At 50.9% G+C, this 15,973-nt stretch carries 17 protein-coding genes; 7 read left to right on the top strand and 10 right to left on the bottom strand.

The window, feature by feature from the left end:
- Positions 1 to 16 precede the first annotated feature (16 nt).
- The 4 genes from hpsP (at position 17) to IQ256_RS29345 (ending at position 3,043) form a co-directional block, all read left to right on the top strand.
- Positions 17 to 1,207 carry a hormogonium polysaccharide biosynthesis glycosyltransferase HpsP gene (gene hpsP, locus IQ256_RS00475; protein WP_228024434.1) on the top strand — a complete coding sequence of 397 codons (1,191 nt, stop codon included), beginning with the start codon at positions 17 to 19 and terminating at the stop codon, positions 1,205 to 1,207.
- A gap of 179 nt (positions 1,208 to 1,386) precedes the next feature.
- Complete coding sequence (locus IQ256_RS00470) at positions 1,387 to 2,088, top strand: uracil-DNA glycosylase family protein (protein WP_193853185.1); 702 nt, start codon at positions 1,387 to 1,389, stop codon at positions 2,086 to 2,088.
- Positions 2,089 to 2,132: 44 nt separating this feature from the next.
- Entirely contained in the window at positions 2,133 to 2,543 is a 411-nt protein-coding gene (locus IQ256_RS29350; protein WP_228024433.1) for a DUF6671 family protein, read from the top strand.
- A gap of 125 nt (positions 2,544 to 2,668) precedes the next feature.
- The gene (locus IQ256_RS29345) at positions 2,669 to 3,043 is read left to right on the top strand and encodes a DUF6671 family protein (RefSeq protein WP_228024432.1); all 375 of its coding nucleotides are present in this window, start codon (positions 2,669 to 2,671) and stop codon (positions 3,041 to 3,043) included.
- Between the two features lie 40 nt (positions 3,044 to 3,083).
- Here IQ256_RS29345 and IQ256_RS00460 read toward each other — a convergent pair whose 3' ends face one another.
- The 4 genes from IQ256_RS00460 to tyrS form a co-directional block, all read right to left on the bottom strand.
- Positions 3,084 to 3,740, bottom strand: a complete 657-nt coding sequence (locus IQ256_RS00460) for a cysteine hydrolase family protein (RefSeq protein WP_193853183.1) — start codon at positions 3,738 to 3,740, stop codon at positions 3,084 to 3,086.
- Between the two features lie 94 nt (positions 3,741 to 3,834).
- Positions 3,835 to 4,689 carry a hypothetical protein gene (locus IQ256_RS00455; RefSeq protein ID WP_193853182.1) on the bottom strand — a complete coding sequence of 285 codons (855 nt, stop codon included), beginning with the start codon at positions 4,687 to 4,689 and terminating at the stop codon, positions 3,835 to 3,837.
- The gene (gene pyrF / locus IQ256_RS00450) at positions 4,686 to 5,420 is read right to left on the bottom strand and encodes an orotidine-5'-phosphate decarboxylase (protein WP_193853180.1); all 735 of its coding nucleotides are present in this window, start codon (positions 5,418 to 5,420) and stop codon (positions 4,686 to 4,688) included. The genes IQ256_RS00455 and pyrF overlap by 4 nt, the downstream gene beginning before the upstream one ends.
- Positions 5,417 to 6,655 carry a tyrosine--tRNA ligase gene (gene tyrS / locus IQ256_RS00445; protein ID WP_193853178.1) on the bottom strand — a complete coding sequence of 413 codons (1,239 nt, stop codon included), beginning with the start codon at positions 6,653 to 6,655 and terminating at the stop codon, positions 5,417 to 5,419. The genes pyrF and tyrS overlap by 4 nt, the downstream gene beginning before the upstream one ends.
- A gap of 574 nt (positions 6,656 to 7,229) precedes the next feature.
- Here tyrS and IQ256_RS00440 point away from each other — a divergent pair.
- Positions 7,230 to 9,161 (top strand): transglycosylase domain-containing protein, encoded by a 1,932-nt coding sequence (locus tag IQ256_RS00440; protein ID WP_370623317.1) that lies wholly within the window; start codon positions 7,230 to 7,232, stop codon positions 9,159 to 9,161.
- 121 nt (positions 9,162 to 9,282) lie between these two features.
- On the opposite strand, the gene IQ256_RS00435 is transcribed toward IQ256_RS00440, so the two are convergent.
- Positions 9,283 to 9,600, bottom strand: coding sequence for a DUF1825 family protein (locus IQ256_RS00435; RefSeq protein WP_193853176.1), 318 nt, complete (start codon positions 9,598 to 9,600; stop codon positions 9,283 to 9,285).
- 112 nt (positions 9,601 to 9,712) lie between these two features.
- On the bottom strand, positions 9,713 to 10,786 hold the full coding sequence (locus IQ256_RS00430) for a tetratricopeptide repeat protein (protein WP_193853175.1): 1,074 nt from the start codon (positions 10,784 to 10,786) through the stop codon (positions 9,713 to 9,715).
- 86 nt (positions 10,787 to 10,872) lie between these two features.
- Here IQ256_RS00430 and IQ256_RS00425 point away from each other — a divergent pair, with 86 nt between their 5' ends.
- Together IQ256_RS00425 and IQ256_RS00420 are read left to right on the top strand one after the other, a co-directional pair.
- On the top strand, positions 10,873 to 11,313 hold the full coding sequence (locus tag IQ256_RS00425) for an SHOCT domain-containing protein (protein ID WP_193853173.1): 441 nt from the start codon (positions 10,873 to 10,875) through the stop codon (positions 11,311 to 11,313).
- A gap of 64 nt (positions 11,314 to 11,377) precedes the next feature.
- Positions 11,378 to 11,911: a ComEA family DNA-binding protein gene (locus IQ256_RS00420; RefSeq protein WP_228024431.1), complete on the top strand. Its 534-nt coding sequence runs from the start codon at positions 11,378 to 11,380 to the stop codon at positions 11,909 to 11,911.
- Between the two features lie 35 nt (positions 11,912 to 11,946).
- On the opposite strand, the gene lepB is transcribed toward IQ256_RS00420, so the two are convergent.
- The 4 genes from lepB to IQ256_RS00400 are packed head-to-tail and all read right to left on the bottom strand — an operon-like array spanning position 11,947 to position 15,926.
- On the bottom strand, positions 11,947 to 12,555 hold the full coding sequence (lepB, locus tag IQ256_RS00415) for a signal peptidase I (protein WP_193853172.1): 609 nt from the start codon (positions 12,553 to 12,555) through the stop codon (positions 11,947 to 11,949).
- Between the two features lie 30 nt (positions 12,556 to 12,585).
- Complete coding sequence (gene queG, locus IQ256_RS00410; RefSeq protein ID WP_370623316.1) at positions 12,586 to 13,605, bottom strand: tRNA epoxyqueuosine(34) reductase QueG; 1,020 nt, start codon at positions 13,603 to 13,605, stop codon at positions 12,586 to 12,588.
- Positions 13,598 to 14,146, bottom strand: a complete 549-nt coding sequence (locus IQ256_RS00405; RefSeq protein WP_193853170.1) for a GNAT family N-acetyltransferase — start codon at positions 14,144 to 14,146, stop codon at positions 13,598 to 13,600. Before IQ256_RS00405 ends, queG begins: the two co-directional genes overlap by 8 nt.
- Before the next feature lie 19 nt (positions 14,147 to 14,165).
- Positions 14,166 to 15,926 carry a dynamin family protein gene (locus IQ256_RS00400; RefSeq protein WP_193853168.1) on the bottom strand — a complete coding sequence of 587 codons (1,761 nt, stop codon included), beginning with the start codon at positions 15,924 to 15,926 and terminating at the stop codon, positions 14,166 to 14,168.
- Between the last annotated feature and the right edge of the window lie 47 nt (positions 15,927 to 15,973).

Here is a 15,973-nt window from a genome sequence, read left to right as displayed (position 1 = left end):
CTCTTCAAACCGCATTATGTCTTTGAAAGTTTTACAGATAGTGCCTTCTCTCTCGCTTGTCTACGGCGGTCCTAGTCAGATGGTACGTGGTTTGTCAGCGGCGTTAGCTCAGCAGCAGGCGATCGCCCAGGTCACTGTCATCACCACCGATGCCAACGGCGACATAGACGAAGATCCCTTAGATGTACCGTTAGCTCAGCCGATTGAGCAAGCAGGCTACGAAGTTATCTATTTTCGGTGTGCTCCTTTTCGTCGCTATAAGTTTTCAACAGAACTGCTCCGCTGGCTTTGGGCTAATGCTCACCGCTATGATATCGCTCATATCCATGCGCTGTTCTCACCCGTAAGCACTGCTGCGGCTACGCTCTGCCGCTGGCGTCACTTACCCTATATCATGCGACCGCTTGGCACTTTAGATCCTGCTGACTTGCAGAAAAAGAGAACGCTCAAAAAACTGTATGCTCACCTCTTAGAAAAGCCTAACCTCGCAGGTGCAGCCGCGCTTCACTTCACCAGTTCTCAAGAAGCTAAAGTTTCCGAACGATTTGGCACGACTACGTCTGAAATGGTCTTGCCTTTGGGGGTTTCGCTGCCTTCACTACCTGAGCGAACCGTAGCGCAATCTCGTATTAGGGAGCAGTTTAGCATTCCTAAAGAGCGTCCCATTATATTGTTTATGTCTCGAATAGATCCCAAAAAAGGCTTCGATCTGCTCGTACCTGCCCTGGAGAAAATACATCAAAATAATCATCCTTTTCATTTGTTACTCTGTGGCTCAAACCCGCAGGATAGAGAGTATGAAACCAGCATTAAACAACAGATTGAATCTTCCAGCTGGTCATGCTGTGTAACCTTCAGCGGATTTGTTTCTGGTGAGTTAAAGATAAATATTCTTAGCGCTGCCGATCTCTTTGTTCTGCCTTCTTACTACGAAAATTTTGGCATTGCTGTTGCCGAGGCGATGGCGGCGGGCATACCTGTTGTGATTTCTACTGGCGTTGATATCTGGCCAAAGGTAGCAGAGTGCGAGGCTGGCTGGATAGTTCCAACAGAGGTAGAGCCTTTGGTAGATTCTCTCACTGAGGCGCTCTCTGATGAGGGTGAAAGAAAACGCCGTGGACAGAATGCTCAGCGGTGTGCCAAAGCAAACTATGGATGGGATGCGATCGCGCAAACCCTCACACTCAAATACCAAAGCCTGGTCTAAATCTCTGCCAAAAGCCAAATCTCTGCCAAAAGCCAAATCTCTACCAAAAGATAGAGCAACATCAGACGCCAACATCGCTCATTTCACCCTTCTGCTTTTATCATTCATCACTCTGCCGCTCTTCCCTTTCCCGCCTTTCCCCTAAAATAAAGAAGCAGCCTCCCACACCTCTATAGTCAATGCCCGAACAGATCGATCTTTTCAGCGCTAGCGGTATCGAAGCCACCCCGCCACCCGTAGACTTCGATCCTGACAAAATTCCAACTAGCGCCAGCGTACCCATCCCGCCGGGAACCTACGATTCGCTCGCGCCGCTGGCGACTCACTGCAAAAGCTGTCAGCGCTGTGAGCTAGCCGAAACCCGCAACAACATAGTGGTTAGTCGAGGCAACCCTAAAGCGCCGATCATGGTGATTGGTGAGGGCCCAGGCCAGCAAGAGGACGAACAAGGACTACCTTTTGTCGGGAGATCTGGCCAGCTATTGGAGAAAATACTAGGATCTGTTCGCCTAGATACAGAGGAAGATGTCTACATCTGCAACATTGTCAAGTGCCGCCCACCGGGCAATCGCAACCCACTTGCCAAAGAAATCAATGCCTGTCGTCCCTACATTCTGGAACAGATTCGCCTAGTCGATCCTAAGATTATCTTGCTCACTGGCGCAACCTCTGTGAAGGGCATTATTCCTAGCGAAAAGCGCGGTATCACTAAAATTCGCGGCACCTGGATTGAATGGGAGGGCCGTCAGTGTATGCCTATTTTGCATCCTGCCTATTTATTACGTAATCCTTCTAGAGATCCTGGCAAACCCAAGTGGCTGATGTGGCAAGACATTCAGGCCGTACGTGCCAAGCTAGATGAGATTCGCGCCGAAGCCTAACGAACCTTTTTTAAGTCTTAACCTTTTCGGTCTTAATCAGTCCAATGACAGCGCTTTCTCTTTTCACGAATCGGGTTGCAGTCATTGCCACCATGCATCACAAAGAGCAGGCGATCGCACCGCTGATAGAACCCGCTCTAGGCGTTAGGACGCTGGTTCCCACCGACTTCAACACTGACGCTTTTGGCACCTTCACTAGAGAAACCAAGCGCCCAGCAGATCAGTTAGCGACCGCTCGGCTCAAGGCAAAAGCAGTGCTAGAGCTCACCGGAGAAAGGCTAGCGATCGCCAGCGAAGGCAGCTTTGGCCCTCACCCTCAAATTCCTTTTGTGGCCTGCAACCGCGAGCTAGTGCTCTTGCTCGATCTTGAACATGAGCTAGAGATTGTTGGCGAAGCGCTCTCTACCGAAACCAACTATCAAAGCCAGACTGTTGATAGCCCCAAGCAGCCCTGAACTTTGCTGAATCAGTAGGATTTCCTAAACACGGCCTCGTGGTGATGCACGTGGTCTCCACGGATTCTAGTGACTCTGGTATTAGCGAATTGAGATCTAACCTTAGGGCTACCCCTACAAAATCTGTGGCGAAAGGAATTACAGCAGAAACCGATCTAGTTCAGGCGGTGACGCTAGCTATAGAGCAGTCTTCTGAGCGAAAAGCTCATGTCGAAACCGATATGCGAGCCCTCTATAACCCTACCCGAATGAGTGCGATCGCCCAGGCGACTCAAGATCTCATCGCCAAGGCCACGAACCCTTGCCCTAGCTGCGGCTATCCTGGCTTTAGCATTGCTCAGCGCTTCCCTGGACTTCCCTGTCGCCTGTGCGGGGCGGCAACGCTGCTCACCCACTCCGTTCTCTATCGCTGCCAGCACTGCCAGTTTCAGCAAGATCGGCCATTCCCAGAGTCAGTTCAGTTTGCCGATCCGGCAAACTGCTTTTACTGCAACCCTTAAGCCTAAAGCTCAAGCTGCGAAAGCCCAAGATGTAATCGTGTCAGCTTTGGATTCCAGCCTTTTCGCGAAGGATCGCAGAAATCTCTTCTACCTGCGTGAAAAAAGCATCGCCCATAAACTTTAGACTCGCCACTGCGCGCTGACCCGCTGCTTCATCACCTGCGCCACAGGCGTCGGTTACCATAATCGGGATATACCCAAGATCGGCAGCGTGACGAATCGTTGGCTCAATGCCAATTTCAGTAGCCACACCGACAACGATGACGTTCCCAATCCCGCAATCGCGCAAGGCAATATCGAGCGGTGTACTCTCAAAAGCAGACATTGTAATCTTGTCAAAGATGGCCTCAGACGGCAGCGGTGACATTTCAGGAATCAGCTGAAAACCTGGCGCATCCCGTAAAAACCAAGGATTGACATCATCGGTCGAAGTCGCTCTCTGCCATGCCTTGGCGGTCTTGAGTTGAAAGACGCCGGATAGCTCCTTGGGCAATGACATATGGCGCATGAAAAATATGCGTAGACCAGTTTCTCTAGCGACTTGAAGAACCGCTAAGACTTTATCTTTGATCGGATCGCCGTTGCTTAACTGGCTAAAAATGCCGATCTGCATGTCATACACTACCAGCGCTGTACGATTGAGCTCGCAGGCATCTTCTAGGCTTTCAGGGATCTCTAGTCCAAAGGCTTTCTCCATGGTGCTTGACTCCTGAATTTGTTTCTAAAAGGTAGCAGATGAGTCGGTTGTCGGGCGCTTGAGTAGTTTAAAGCCTCTATAAATCGCTAAATTATTACGGCTCGCCACTAGAAGGTGGCTCAATCGCACCTGCTCTGCAGTCTCGCAACCATAGCTGGATAGCCTGGCCAACACTGCTTTCACTGCTTTCTCTAGGCGGCGTTGGAATCTGCACAATAGGCAAATCATCTATGGCTGAGAACATAAAGGCCAGCCGCCAGCCATCCGTGGTTTGGGTCAAAAATACCCAGTGGTATTCTTGGGTTTCGTCAGCTTGCAGGTCAACATACTGCCGCGATAGCGTTGTAAAAAAGAGCTGAGTCACCTCCCCGCCAGTGGTAGGCGAAGTGGTAAAAGCATATTCGCTTAGATCTAGGGGCTCTAGGTTGAGCTTTCCAGCCACCAGCACCCGAGACGGTCGGTAGGGTTCTCGAACAATTTCTTCGCTTTCTTGCAATCGCAATACGTCAGCCTCTGTCCAGGGCAAAACCGCAACTGTCCGCTGTAGAACTCTGTTGGTATAGCCTGGAATATCTCGAATCAGCAGCTCTGCTAAGGGTTCTATTTCGCTTGGGCACTGTATCGTCTGTCTAATCGGCACACTAGGCAGGGTGTCCTCCTCGGTGCGGGTTTCCTCAGTCAGCGCTTCCTCAATACTTTCTTCAATCGTTTCTATATTCTCTTCAATGGTTTCTATATTTTCGAGCACCGCTTCAGCGTCATCAATAGTCTCGTCAGTGACTTCTAGATCTTCGATGATGTCTTGAGCGTCTGCTTGCTTGCTTGGTTCTAGCACGGACTGTTCTAAAACAGCAGCAGCGATGGCTTGGTTGGTGTTTGAGCCCAAAAGCAGACAGGCGATCGCGCCTACTGTCGCGCTCAGTATTCTACGGTTAGGCGACCCGCTCATGCCGCCATCTCCGTACAGAGTCGCGCGATCGCCGCTGCGGGATCGGCTGCCTGCGTAATCGGTCGACCAATCACTAGATAGTCTGCGCCCGCCTGTAGCGCCTCAGACGGTGTCATTGTCCGCTGCTGATCGCCTTTTTGCGCCCAGCTTGGCCTCACCCCTGGGCAGACCAGCCGAAAGTCTTTCCCACAGAGCTTTCGCAATTTCGCCGCCTCATGCGGAGAACAGACCGCGCCCGCTAATCCACTGTCTTTCGCTAGCTGTGCCATCTGCTCGGCATAGGCTTCTACAGACAGAGAAACTTTAAGTTCTGTGGTCAGGGCTTCTGGGCCAATGCTAGTCAACAGCGTAATTGCAATCACATTAGGTGGCGACTCGCCCGACTGCTGCGCGCCTTCGATCGCCGCCTGCTGTACAGCCCTTAGCGCTATCCCACCAGCGGCTGCATGCACCGTCAGCAGCTCTACACCATAGCGACCTGCGGCCCGGCCCGCGCCCGCCATCGTATTAGGAATATCGTGCAGCTTTAAGTCTAGAAAAATTCGCTTTCCACGCGATTTTAGCTGGCTTAAGATCGCAGGCCCGCTGCTGACAAAAAGTTCTAGACCGACTTTCCAAAAGGTGACTTGAGGGAGCGCGTCTATCAGTGCGATCGCCGCCGATTCACTCGGGACATCCAACGGCACGATAATTCGATTTATTAGCGATTCTGCTGTTGGTGCTAGCGTCATGGTACCAACCGCACAAACTTCTTTTTACCAATCTGCAAGACCTTTCCGTCTAGCTCTGCGGCCTGCTCAAAGGTCAGATTTGGATCGCCCACCTTCTCACCGTCCATTTTCACCGCCCCGCCCTTGATATGCCGACGGGCCTCGCTACTGCTTTCACACAGCGGTGTCGCCCCCAATAGATAGAACAGCTTAGCCGGGAAGCCCACTTCAGCGAGTGAAAACTCTGGTACCGACTCTGCGGCGGCTGTCTGCCCAGCGATCAAAGTCAGTGCGTCCTGCTGGGCCTGCTCTGCGGCGGCCTCGCCATGAAACAACCCTGTCACCGTCTTGGCTAATAGCTTCTGCTGGTCGCGAGGATTCTCAGGCAGCTCGCCTAGCGGCAAATCTGTCAGGTAGGTAAAGTAGTCGCCAATCACGGCATCGGGCACTTTCTCTAACTTGGAATACATCGACAGCGGGTCTTCTTGCAATCCGACATAGTTACCTAGTGACTTCGACATCTTTTGATTGCCGTCCGTGCCCAGCAGCAGCGGCAGCAGCATGCCAAATTGCGGCTGTAGGCCAAAGTGTCGCTGCAAATCCCGACCGACCGCTACATTAAACTTTTGATCCGTGCCGCCAAGCTCCACATCCGACTTCAGCGCGACTGAATCGTATCCTTGTAGCAGCGGGTATAAAAACTCGTGCAGGTAGACCGGCGTACCTTGCTCATAGCGATTAGCAAAGCCTTCTTTGGCCAACATTTGACCTAGCGTCATCGTACTTAGCAGCGCTAGCATCTTGCTTAGGTCTATATCCGATAGCCATTCAGAGTTGTAGCGAATTTCTAAGCGACCGGGCGTTTCAAAATCAAGGATTGGCCTGATCTGCTCGATGTAGGTTTCCGCGTTGGCTTTGACCTCTGCCTCGCTCAGCTGCTTACGCACTTCGGCGCGATCGGTCGGATCGCCAATTCGGGCTGTGAAATCACCGATCAGTAATATGGCAGTATGTCCTGCATCTTGAAAGGCTCTAAGCTTACGCACTAGCGTGCTGTGGCCTAGGTGAATTTCTGATCCGGTCGGGTCAATTCCTAGCTTTACCCGCAGGGGGCGATCGCTTTTTGTCAGCCTTGCCGTCAAGTTTTCATCAACATTGGTTGATTCTGGCTGGTGCGGGAAGACTTCACTCACACCCCTATATATGTTGTTAATCTCAGAGGATTCGGTTGTAGATTCGGTGGCGGCAGCAGTCATAAGAAGGACAACGAATACAAGGTTACAAGGGGCTCTGATAGTGTAGCTTTCCTCGGTTTCTATAGCTGAAGAAGTTAGCCGCCCAAGGATGCTGCTGGCTACCGCTTATTGGTGTTAGATGTGCTGGCATCAAGCGTACCAGCACCGTCGCTAAGTAGACTCTACTGCTGGTCAGCATCAAAGGGTTGGTATCAACTATGGGTATCAACAGGTCTGTAGACAGTCTTGCCTAGATCAAACTTGTCTTGAATCCATCTAATTCGTCATGCTTCTATTTGCTGCGCTACGCTTGAGATCCCGTTAGTAGGTGCTATTAGTCTTAGGCCACTAGCACTAGTGATGCCATTAGTGAGATGTCATCTATTTACTGCGGCTTAATACGGCTAGATGTATTTTGAAAACTGTATTTTGAAAATTATTTGACAATATCGCCCTAAACCACTAGACATTTGCAAAATATCCTCTATATTGACACCAACTACTCAGCTGTAACGAATGCCGAAATGCCGACGCGCAGCCAAGCAAGGATCTACCTCTCACCCCTTCAACTCTACTAAGGAAGTATTGTTTACCTGTGTCTTCAAATAGTTTCCGAAAAGTGCGATCGCGTTCCCGTCGGTCACCTTTGGTGCGATCGCCCAAAGTTCTCAGCTATATTCAGGACGTTAGCCAAATCAGCGCAGCGACCCTGCTAACAGTAGCGATGCTCGGTAGCTCAGTCGTCGCAGGCGGACTAGTTGGCTTAGCTATCAGCTTTCGCAACCTACCCGATGTGCGCGTCCTGCGGAACTATATTCCTTCAGAAACCAGCTACGTCTACGATATCAACGGCGCTTTGCTAGATAACGTTCACGGCGAAGCCAACCGCGAAGTTATTGACCTCGATGATATCTCGCCAGATATGAAGCGAGCTGTTCTAGCCATGGAAGACAGCGCCTTCTACACCCACCAGGGGATCAATCCCACGGGCATCGCCAGAGCCTTCTTCGCCAATTTTCAAGCGGGTTCAACCGTACAGGGCGGCTCCACCGTCACCATGCAGCTTGTCAAAAACCTGTTCTTGACGCCAGAGCGCACTATCAGCCGCAAGCTAGTCGAAGTCGTCCTAGCGATGCGGATCGAGCAGATCTTTGAAAAAGACGAAATCTTTGAACTCTATCTCAATCAAGTGTACTGGGGTCACAATACCTACGGCGCTGAAACCGCTGCCCAAAGCTATTTTAATAAATCTGCCAAGGACCTCACCCTAGCTGAATCGGCAATGATGGCAGGTCTGATTCAGGCCCCCGAGAGCTTCAGTCCTTTTCTTGACTACGAAGAAGCCAAAAAGCGTCAGGCTCTGGTTCTCAACAGAATGGAGCAGCTCCAGTGGGCCTCCGCCGAGGAAGTAGAAGCAGCTAAAAAGCAGCCGCTCACTCTCGGTGAGATCACGTCTTTTCGCTCTAGCCAGGCACCTTACGTCACTGAAGCTGTCATGAAAGAGCTGACTGACCAGTTTGGTGAAGAAGCCGTGGCCAAAGGCGGCATGCGTATTCAGACGACCATTGATCTAGACCTACAGCAGCTCGCTGAAGATACGGTTGCCGATAGCTACTATCGCTACTTTGGTAGCGGTGCCTACGCCGATGAGATGGCGCTAGTGGCCGTCGATCCTCGTACCCACTTTGTCAAAGCCCTCGTCGGGGGCGTCGACCACGGCTCTAGTCAGTTCAACCGCGCTGTCCAATCCACCCGTCAGCCGGGATCGGCCTTCAAGCCTTTTGTCTACTACGCCGCCTTCGCTTCAGGCAAGTATACGCCTGATAGCATGATCAGCGACTCGCCCGTTAGCTACCCTGACGGCTACAAGACCTATACACCTCGAAACTATGACGGTTCTTTCATGGGCGATATTCCGCTTAGAAAGGCTCTCGAAACCTCTCGAAACGTACCTGCCATCAAGCTCGGTCAGACGGTAGGTATCAATCGAATCGTGGAGATTGCTAGAACCTTAGGAATCGAGAGCCCGATGGACCCGGTCATTTCTTTACCGCTAGGTGCGGTAGATTTGACTCCCTTAGAGTTAGCAGGAGCCTATGCAACGTTTGCAAACTATGGCTGGCATTCTGACCCGACGCTAATCGTGCAGGTGACCGATAGCAGAGGCAATATGATTCTAGACAATACGCCAAAGCCTCAATTGCTGCTAGACCCTTGGGCCAGCGCAGCGCTAACAAATGTTCTACAGGGCGTGATTTCACAGGGCACAGCCACAAATGCGAAAATCGGACGGCCAGCAGCCGGGAAAACTGGAACCACAGACTCGCAACGAGACGTTTGGTTCGTCGGCTACGTGCCTCAGTTGGCGACAGCAGTGTGGGTCGGGAACGATGACAATCGACCGCTAGGCAGTGGGGCAACTGGGGGTGGCTACGCAGCGCCAGTGTGGCGTGATTTCATGGTAGAGGCGCTGCGAGATGAACCCGTTGAGCAGTTCCGTAAGCCTAACGAATTTATCCGCCCTTAAAATCGAGCCCGTCCTTGCTATCTAGTTGTCCTACTTGCTAGTTGTCCTACTTGCCAAAACGGACTAGTTGCGAGAACGGAGCCTTTTACGTAGTGGTTCCAAAAGAGCGTCTTCAAGAAAGTCACTCTTTAATTTCTGCTTTCATTCTCTCTAAGGTCTGATGCATTTGGTCGAACATCTGCTGCGGGGTGGTACCAAACTGACCGAGCTGGGTCTTTAGCTGCTCCATTGTCATCTTGGCCATAAAATCTTCTGAGAGTTCAAATCGCTTCATAAAAATGCGATAGCGCTCCATGACCGATTCCATTTGATCAATGAAGATCTTTTTACCTTTTTGATCAAACTTGCCATAGTTACCGCCGAGCTGCATTAGTGACTGGTAGTCCTGAAAGAGCTGGTTGGCTTCCTGCTGCACTAGGTCTGAATCAAACATTCCCATGATTATCAACACTCCGTGACGACTGCCGCGTCAAACTAAAAGCTTAAGTTCTATAGCTATAGCGTAAGCGTTTACATAGTCTGCGCCAAGGTGAGTTATCACCACTGCCGAGCTATCGTCGCAGCAGTTTACCTAGCCAGGCTGTTTTAGAGGTCGTAGAAGTAGTATCTTCATCAGAATCAGTCGCTATCTTACTGACTGCTGATGGCGGTTTCCTTTGGGCGGTTTCCTTTTCTAATTCAGCACTCAGACCCAAAAGTTCAATATACTTCTTGACGACTGAGTGGTTTGGATTGAGGCGGTACGCTTGCTTGAAATGGGCTTTAGCCATGCCAATGAGTGACTGCTTGTAATAGGTTTGGGCAAGCATAGAGTGAATTTCTGGACTTTGGGGAGAGAGCTTGAGAGCTTCGCGCAGTTCTTGGACAGCGTACTCATAGTTACGCTGCTTAAGATACGTTTTGGCTCTTTCTGTATGCCTAGCCACATAGTTTACTGGCGGTGCTGGCGGTGCTGGTATAGAAGCTGAGCTGTTTTCCCCTCGACTTTCGCTCTGGGAACTAGCTGATATAGGATCAGTGCTACCAACAGTATTGCCAGCGGTAGGGATAATGGGGCTAGAGATCAGGCCAGAGCGTTTTTTGCGGATGGCGGGCGCTGTCATCTTACGGCTCAGATATATTAAGTTGAGCTGGCCGAGTTCGAGAGAGTGCGCGTGTAGCCGATCGAGCGTCGCAAATTGGGTCTGAGCGAGCTGGCTGACCGCCTGTTCGTAGTAGACATCGATACCGCTATCTTCTATAGCGGCTAGTTTTTGAGCATGCTCGAAGGTGGGAATAAGTTTGTCACTGCGGCTGAGCCTACGGACTCGTAGCCGCAACATGGTAAGGGTTTCTTTACGGCTTTTTTCGTGTTTGAGCTTTTGGTAAGACGGGTTTACAATACGCGCTATCACCTGAGCGGCGAGTGCGGATGTCAGACCTTGCTGGTTCGGCAGATTAGCTAGTATATCTGGATGGAGCTGTTTGGCAATGCTGCGGTAGCGTTTAGCAATGCGTTTTTCGTCTGCACTGACTGAAATGCCTATCAGCGCAAAGGGATCGACATCGACTAGATTCGTAAGTTCTGTGAAGAGTTCGGCTGCTGGCATGAAAAAAGTGGCGATGCGATCGCCTGTTCCCCCCAAACCTAGAATGCCCAGTCACTACCCGTAAATGTATTTAGTAGGGGTTCGATCCTAGGCTCCGGCTGTACACTCTGCTTGAAGGCTCTATGCAACGTCGAAAGATTGCGATCGCACTAGCGTTTGCCGGTAGCCTACCCACGCCGCTACCGCTGACCTGGCTACACAAGTTTTACCTAGGACAGTATCTCTGGGGCGTTGTGTACTTGATCCTAATGCCGACGGGTGTTCCGGCAGTGGCCTGTTGCATAGAAGGCATTTGGTACCTGAGTCAGAGCGACCAGGGCTTTGAGTCTCGTTTTCCCAAAGTTCGTTTTCCTAAGGCAGAAACCCTGTTGGCTGATGACAGGCAGGTAGAGCCGCCCCTTACATCTAGCTCTGATAGTTCTAAGCTTGGGAATATTCAAGCCCAGCGAACACAGCAGGTAGCCATTGCTATTAGAGAACTTGACCAGCTACGCCAAGATGGACTGATTACGGAATACGAGTTTGAACAGAAGCGCCGCAAACTTTTGGGGAAAATTGATTAGCGACCTGATTTTTGAACAGTCTCAATCTCTTACTAGGTAGGTTTGAACCCTTACCTCTTTGATCTTGCTTGATAGATTCCTTCGCAAAAGCCATCCACTGCAGCGGCGGCTTCGCCAAGAGCCCTACTATCGCTTTCAATCCTTTGAAGAGGTGCGGTTGGCGGCTAGCTGGGGAATGCGGATTGATGCCAATACGGCGTCGGTCGATGACTGGCTGCGACTGCCGGGGCTGTCAATTCATCAGGCGCGATCGCTCACCAATCTTACTAGTCAAAAAGTCAGTCAAAAAGTTTCTTTCACCTGCATCGAAGACATCGCCGCCGCCTTGGGTTTACCCGTTCAACAGATTCGACCCTGGCAGGTGATCTTGCAATTCTGCTACTACGATGCGGCGGAGGCGCTAGAGCCTCAAAAAGTAAACGTCAACACGGCAACTGCGATAGAGCTGACGGCGGTTCCTGCTATCGACACATTTTTAGGTCGGGCGATTGTTCACTACCGGCAGTCTGGGCCTTATAAAGATCTAGCCGATCTACAAGACCGGCTGCGGCTCACCTCAGAAGTGACCGTTGAACTATTGCACTATCTCAAGTTCTAAACAATTGAATTCTTCTATGCCTCTGAAGTCTGAGCCTAGCTGATACTTACGGTTCCAACTTTATCCAACGGCCAAAACCGCAGCGCGGCGCGGCCAATTACATTCTGCACGGGTAAGAAGCCCCAAACGTGAGAATCGTTGCTGTCGTTGCGGTTATCGCCCATGACAAAGAGGCGGCTGGCCGGAACTTCTACCGGAGGCATTTCGTATTCAGGCATTTCTAAAATGTAGTCTTCGTCTAGTGGCTGACCATCGACGTAAACGCGGCCCTGAGTGACCTGTACGGTCTGTCCCGGTAAGCCAATCACTCGTTTAATAAACGCTTGACTAGCGGTATAGCCATACTCCTGTAGCTGTGGTGGTGGCTCAAAAACAACGATGTCTCCTCTATGGGGTTGATGAAGACGGTAGGAGACTTTTTCGACGAGGAGACGATCGCCGACTGATAGCGTTGGCACCATCGAAGGCGATGGAATAAAGCGAGGTTCGGCGATGAACAGGCGAACGGTAATCGCAATGACCAGTGCGATCGCCACAAGACGGACATTCTCAGAGACTAGCCGCCGCCAGCCTTTGGGCTCGGTCTTAGTTGCCTTAGTCTCGGTCGCTGCGATCTGCTGGGCCGTACTTTTGTCTTCAGTCACCGCGTCTTGTCATCTCTGTAATCAGCTCAACTAGTGTATGTGATCTCTGCTGTGTTCTAGGGCGGCGCTGGCATTTCGTCTGAGCATACGAGGCTTTATCCGCCTGAGGGCCGAGGCTGGAAAGCGCTGCTGCCATTCCTCTTCTGTAATGCTAGCTAGCTCGGCTAAGGTTGGATCGACGTTGTCAGGGTAGGGCTCAAATTCGGCTACATCTGTGACTTTGGCAAATCGCTGATTCCATGGGCAAACGTCTTGGCAGATATCACAGCCTGCAACCCAGTTCTGTAGATTTGAGGCGATCGCATCCGGTAGCTGCTCAGCTCGGTTTTCAATCGTGTGATAGGCAATGCAGCGATTGGCATCCACCACGCCGGGCGAACGAATCGCGGCGGTAGGGCAGGCCGTGATACAGCGGGTGCAGTTGCCACAGTGAGCGGTATGCACAGGATCGGGCGTCAGAACTAGGTTAGTGACAATCTCGCCTAAGAATATCCAGGAGCCGTATTCGCGGCTAATCACATTACCATTCTTGGCGTTCCAGCCGATGCCTGCCTGCTGCGCCCAAAATTTGTCTTGGACGGGGCCGGTATCGGCATAGGGACGAGCGAGAATCTCACTGTCTCCACTACTTTGTGATCGCAACCAGGCAGCAAGCTGCTTCAGCTTTTTAGTCAGCACTCGGTGGTAGTCTCGACCCCAGCCGTAGCGAGAGATCTTGGCATATTGCGAGCCCGTGGGCCTTTGATGGTCTGTGTAATAGTTGAGGGCAACGCAGATCATTGCATTCGCCTCTGGCATGAGTGCGCGAATGTTTTGCCGTTTGGGGTTGCTCATCCAGGCCATATCTGCCTGATAGCCCTGCGATAGCCAGCTCTGCAGCGAGCGCTTAACCGTTTCTTCAGGGTCGGACATGGCCGCCGGAATAGCGGCGATACCAACTTTGTGAAACCCCAGGGCGATCGCCTGCTGTTTAATCGCCCTGCTATCGATCATGCTTAGCCGCTCTGTTTTATTCACATTCTGGTTCATGCCCTGATTCACATCACTCACGCCGCTCGGCTCGCTTCGATAATAGCCGCCGCATCACGACCCGGTGCTTTTGGACAAAACCATAGCGAGCTTCATGCTCTACGATGGCTTTTAGCTCACGGGAACAGCGCTCTGGGGGAAGAATCTCAAAGCCACACTGCCGATAAAAAGGAATGTTCCAAGGGACATAGCGGAAGGTAGTCAGCGTAATTTGTGTGTGGTTACGCAACCTAGCCCCTTCACAGCAAGCCTCAATCAGGGCCGAGCCAATCCCTCGGCGACCATAGTCTGGTAGCACATCTAGCTCTACGATAAAACAGCTTTCTAACAAAAACTTAGCGACGATAAATCCTACTGGTTGCGCTTCTATTGCCGCGACCCAAATTCGCTTTTCTGCCTGCGCCCGTTTCAAAAAAGTCATTGGCGTTAGACCCGAGAGCAGATCCACCGAGATCTCCAGCTCGGTGGCGTAAGGTTCAAACTGCCTAGCCGCTCTCGCTTCAATTACAGGAATATGAACGAGATCTGCTTCCTTAGCTAGACGAACAATATAGTTACTCAAGATGATGACAGCTAGAGGGTCATAGCTGGCGAATATCGGCTGCAAGCGCTTTCGTCTGACGCTGAATCTGCTCAAACTGATGAATTAAAGGCGTCAGACTTTCTCTCTCTTTATCTACGTAGTCATAGAGATCGACAAAGCTAGCGCCGATTTCATCGTAAATGCCGCTTAGCCGGGCGTTTAGCTGTTCTGATACGGTCGCCTCGAATCTGGCTTTGTTTCTCTCTAGCTCAGTATCTAGCTTCTGAATCAACCTACGCCTTTTTGCGACCAGTACACCGCCTGCTAACAGCACACCCACACCTAAAAACACGCTGCCAATAATATCTAAAATCACCACTTCTGTTACCGCTGCGATGGTTCCGCCAATAACCGCTAAAAGCCCACCGCCTGCAACTCCGGGGCCTACGCCATCGACTGTATCGCTCAGGCAGTTCATAAACGTTTCGTCATTGAGCAAAGTAGAAATCTTGTTCTTGACGCTTTCAATCACCTCGTAGCGATATTCCAGCATCGGCAAGGTAATTTCTGTTTTTCTGAGCGCATCGTTCTCTAGTGTGGTGACCTCTGCTAGCAGCTGTTTGATCATCGATTGAATGCTGTCGATGAACCGCTTAGCGCCCTCTTTTGAGGTCTCATCTAAAGTCTCTTCTAGCTCTTTCTGGGCGCGCGTTTTCAGATCGTTCATCCAAGTTTCTATACGCTGCTTACGATTAAAAATCGAGAGCACAGAGCGTTTGGCTAGCGTGAAGATAGAAAGGCCGTCTCGAAATTCTTGTTTGATCTGATAGATAGTGCGCTCATATTGAACCATCAACCGTTCAACTAAAGCATCGATTTCATAGTGGGACTGGCTTTGGCCTTGACCAAGGCGATCGCGTATTTTAGCGACTACTGCCTCGTCTTGATACAGCTGCTGTTTGATTAGCTGCATATCATCCCCTAGCCGATTTACAATCTGCTCTGCCGCACCGATGTTTGAGGTCAGCTTGAGCCGATAGCCCTGTCCGCCTGTAATAGTGCTGCGAATGAAATCTTGAATCAGCGTAAATCCAGCGTCTTCATTTTCTGAGCGGTTACTTGCTAGCTGATCGCGCTCTAGTCTATCGACAGCTAGCTTTGCTGAGGTTGCAAACACGCTTGGATTGGCAATCTGCCGCTGCTGTGCCTCTTGGCTAATGTATTGCTCTGAAGCCTGCAATTCTCTGTCGTCGGCTAGATCGGCTTGCTGTAGTACAAAGATGACTGGCTTTCTCCATTCTTTGTGAGCAAAATCGACTAAAGACCAAGCGGTGTTGGTGTAGGGGTTTTTCGAGAAGAAGACAAAGATCACCAGATCGCTGTTAGGAATAAATTCTTTGGTGATATCTTCGTGCTTTTGAAAGGGGCTATTGGTTCCTGGCGTATCGACAATAGCAATCTGCTTTAAGATAGGCACCGGGCGACCGATCTCTCGCAGTTCGCCGGGCTTGATTTCACGGCTGTAGCCTTCGCCTGGAGTGTAGACAATCTTGGCGACCATATTGGTACGCGGGTCAGCGCCAACCTCACAGATTTCACCGCTGCCTAGGAGAGCGTTAATAAAACTGCTTTTGCCGGCTTTGACCTCACCAATGACTACAAACAGAAAAGGCTGGTTGATATTTTCCTGTAGGTTTTGAACAGTTTTGGTCAGCGTTGCGTTATCGATTGCTTGAGCAAAGTGATTTAGCTGATCTAGAAGCTGCGTGATCGCCAATTTATACCGCTGCAAGATCGGATCGACGATCGCATCATTCATGACAGCTTGCCTCAGGATGAAAGTCTAGCTAGAGATATCTCCTACAG

The sequence above is a fragment of the cf. Phormidesmis sp. LEGE 11477 genome (assembly GCF_015207105.1).
GTDB lineage: Bacteria > Cyanobacteriota > Cyanobacteriia > Phormidesmidales > Phormidesmidaceae > Phormidesmis.
The sequence above is the reverse complement of the archived record's forward strand: the minus strand, read 5'-3'. Positions and strand labels throughout refer to the sequence as shown.

What these genes read in the sequence shown, in the direction of transcription:
- IQ256_RS00400 (WP_193853168.1), bottom strand. Translation starts at nt 15,926, where the DNA reads ATGAATGATGCGATCGTCGATCCGATCTTGCAGCGGTATAAATTGGCG.
- IQ256_RS29350 (WP_228024433.1), top strand. Translation starts at nt 2,133, where the DNA reads ATGACAGCGCTTTCTCTTTTCACGAATCGGGTTGCAGTCATTGCCACC.
- tyrS (WP_193853178.1), bottom strand. Translation starts at nt 6,655, where the DNA reads ATGACTGCTGCCGCCACCGAATCTACAACCGAATCCTCTGAGATTAAC.
- IQ256_RS00455 (WP_193853182.1), bottom strand. Translation starts at nt 4,689, where the DNA reads ATGAGCGGGTCGCCTAACCGTAGAATACTGAGCGCGACAGTAGGCGCG.
- IQ256_RS00470 (WP_193853185.1), top strand. Translation starts at nt 1,387, where the DNA reads ATGCCCGAACAGATCGATCTTTTCAGCGCTAGCGGTATCGAAGCCACC.
- IQ256_RS00435 (WP_193853176.1), bottom strand. Translation starts at nt 9,600, where the DNA reads ATGGGAATGTTTGATTCAGACCTAGTGCAGCAGGAAGCCAACCAGCTC.
- hpsP (WP_228024434.1), top strand. Translation starts at nt 17, where the DNA reads ATGTCTTTGAAAGTTTTACAGATAGTGCCTTCTCTCTCGCTTGTCTAC.
- IQ256_RS00460 (WP_193853183.1), bottom strand. Translation starts at nt 3,740, where the DNA reads ATGGAGAAAGCCTTTGGACTAGAGATCCCTGAAAGCCTAGAAGATGCC.
- IQ256_RS00425 (WP_193853173.1), top strand. Translation starts at nt 10,873, where the DNA reads ATGCAACGTCGAAAGATTGCGATCGCACTAGCGTTTGCCGGTAGCCTA.
- pyrF (WP_193853180.1), bottom strand. Translation starts at nt 5,420, where the DNA reads ATGACGCTAGCACCAACAGCAGAATCGCTAATAAATCGAATTATCGTG.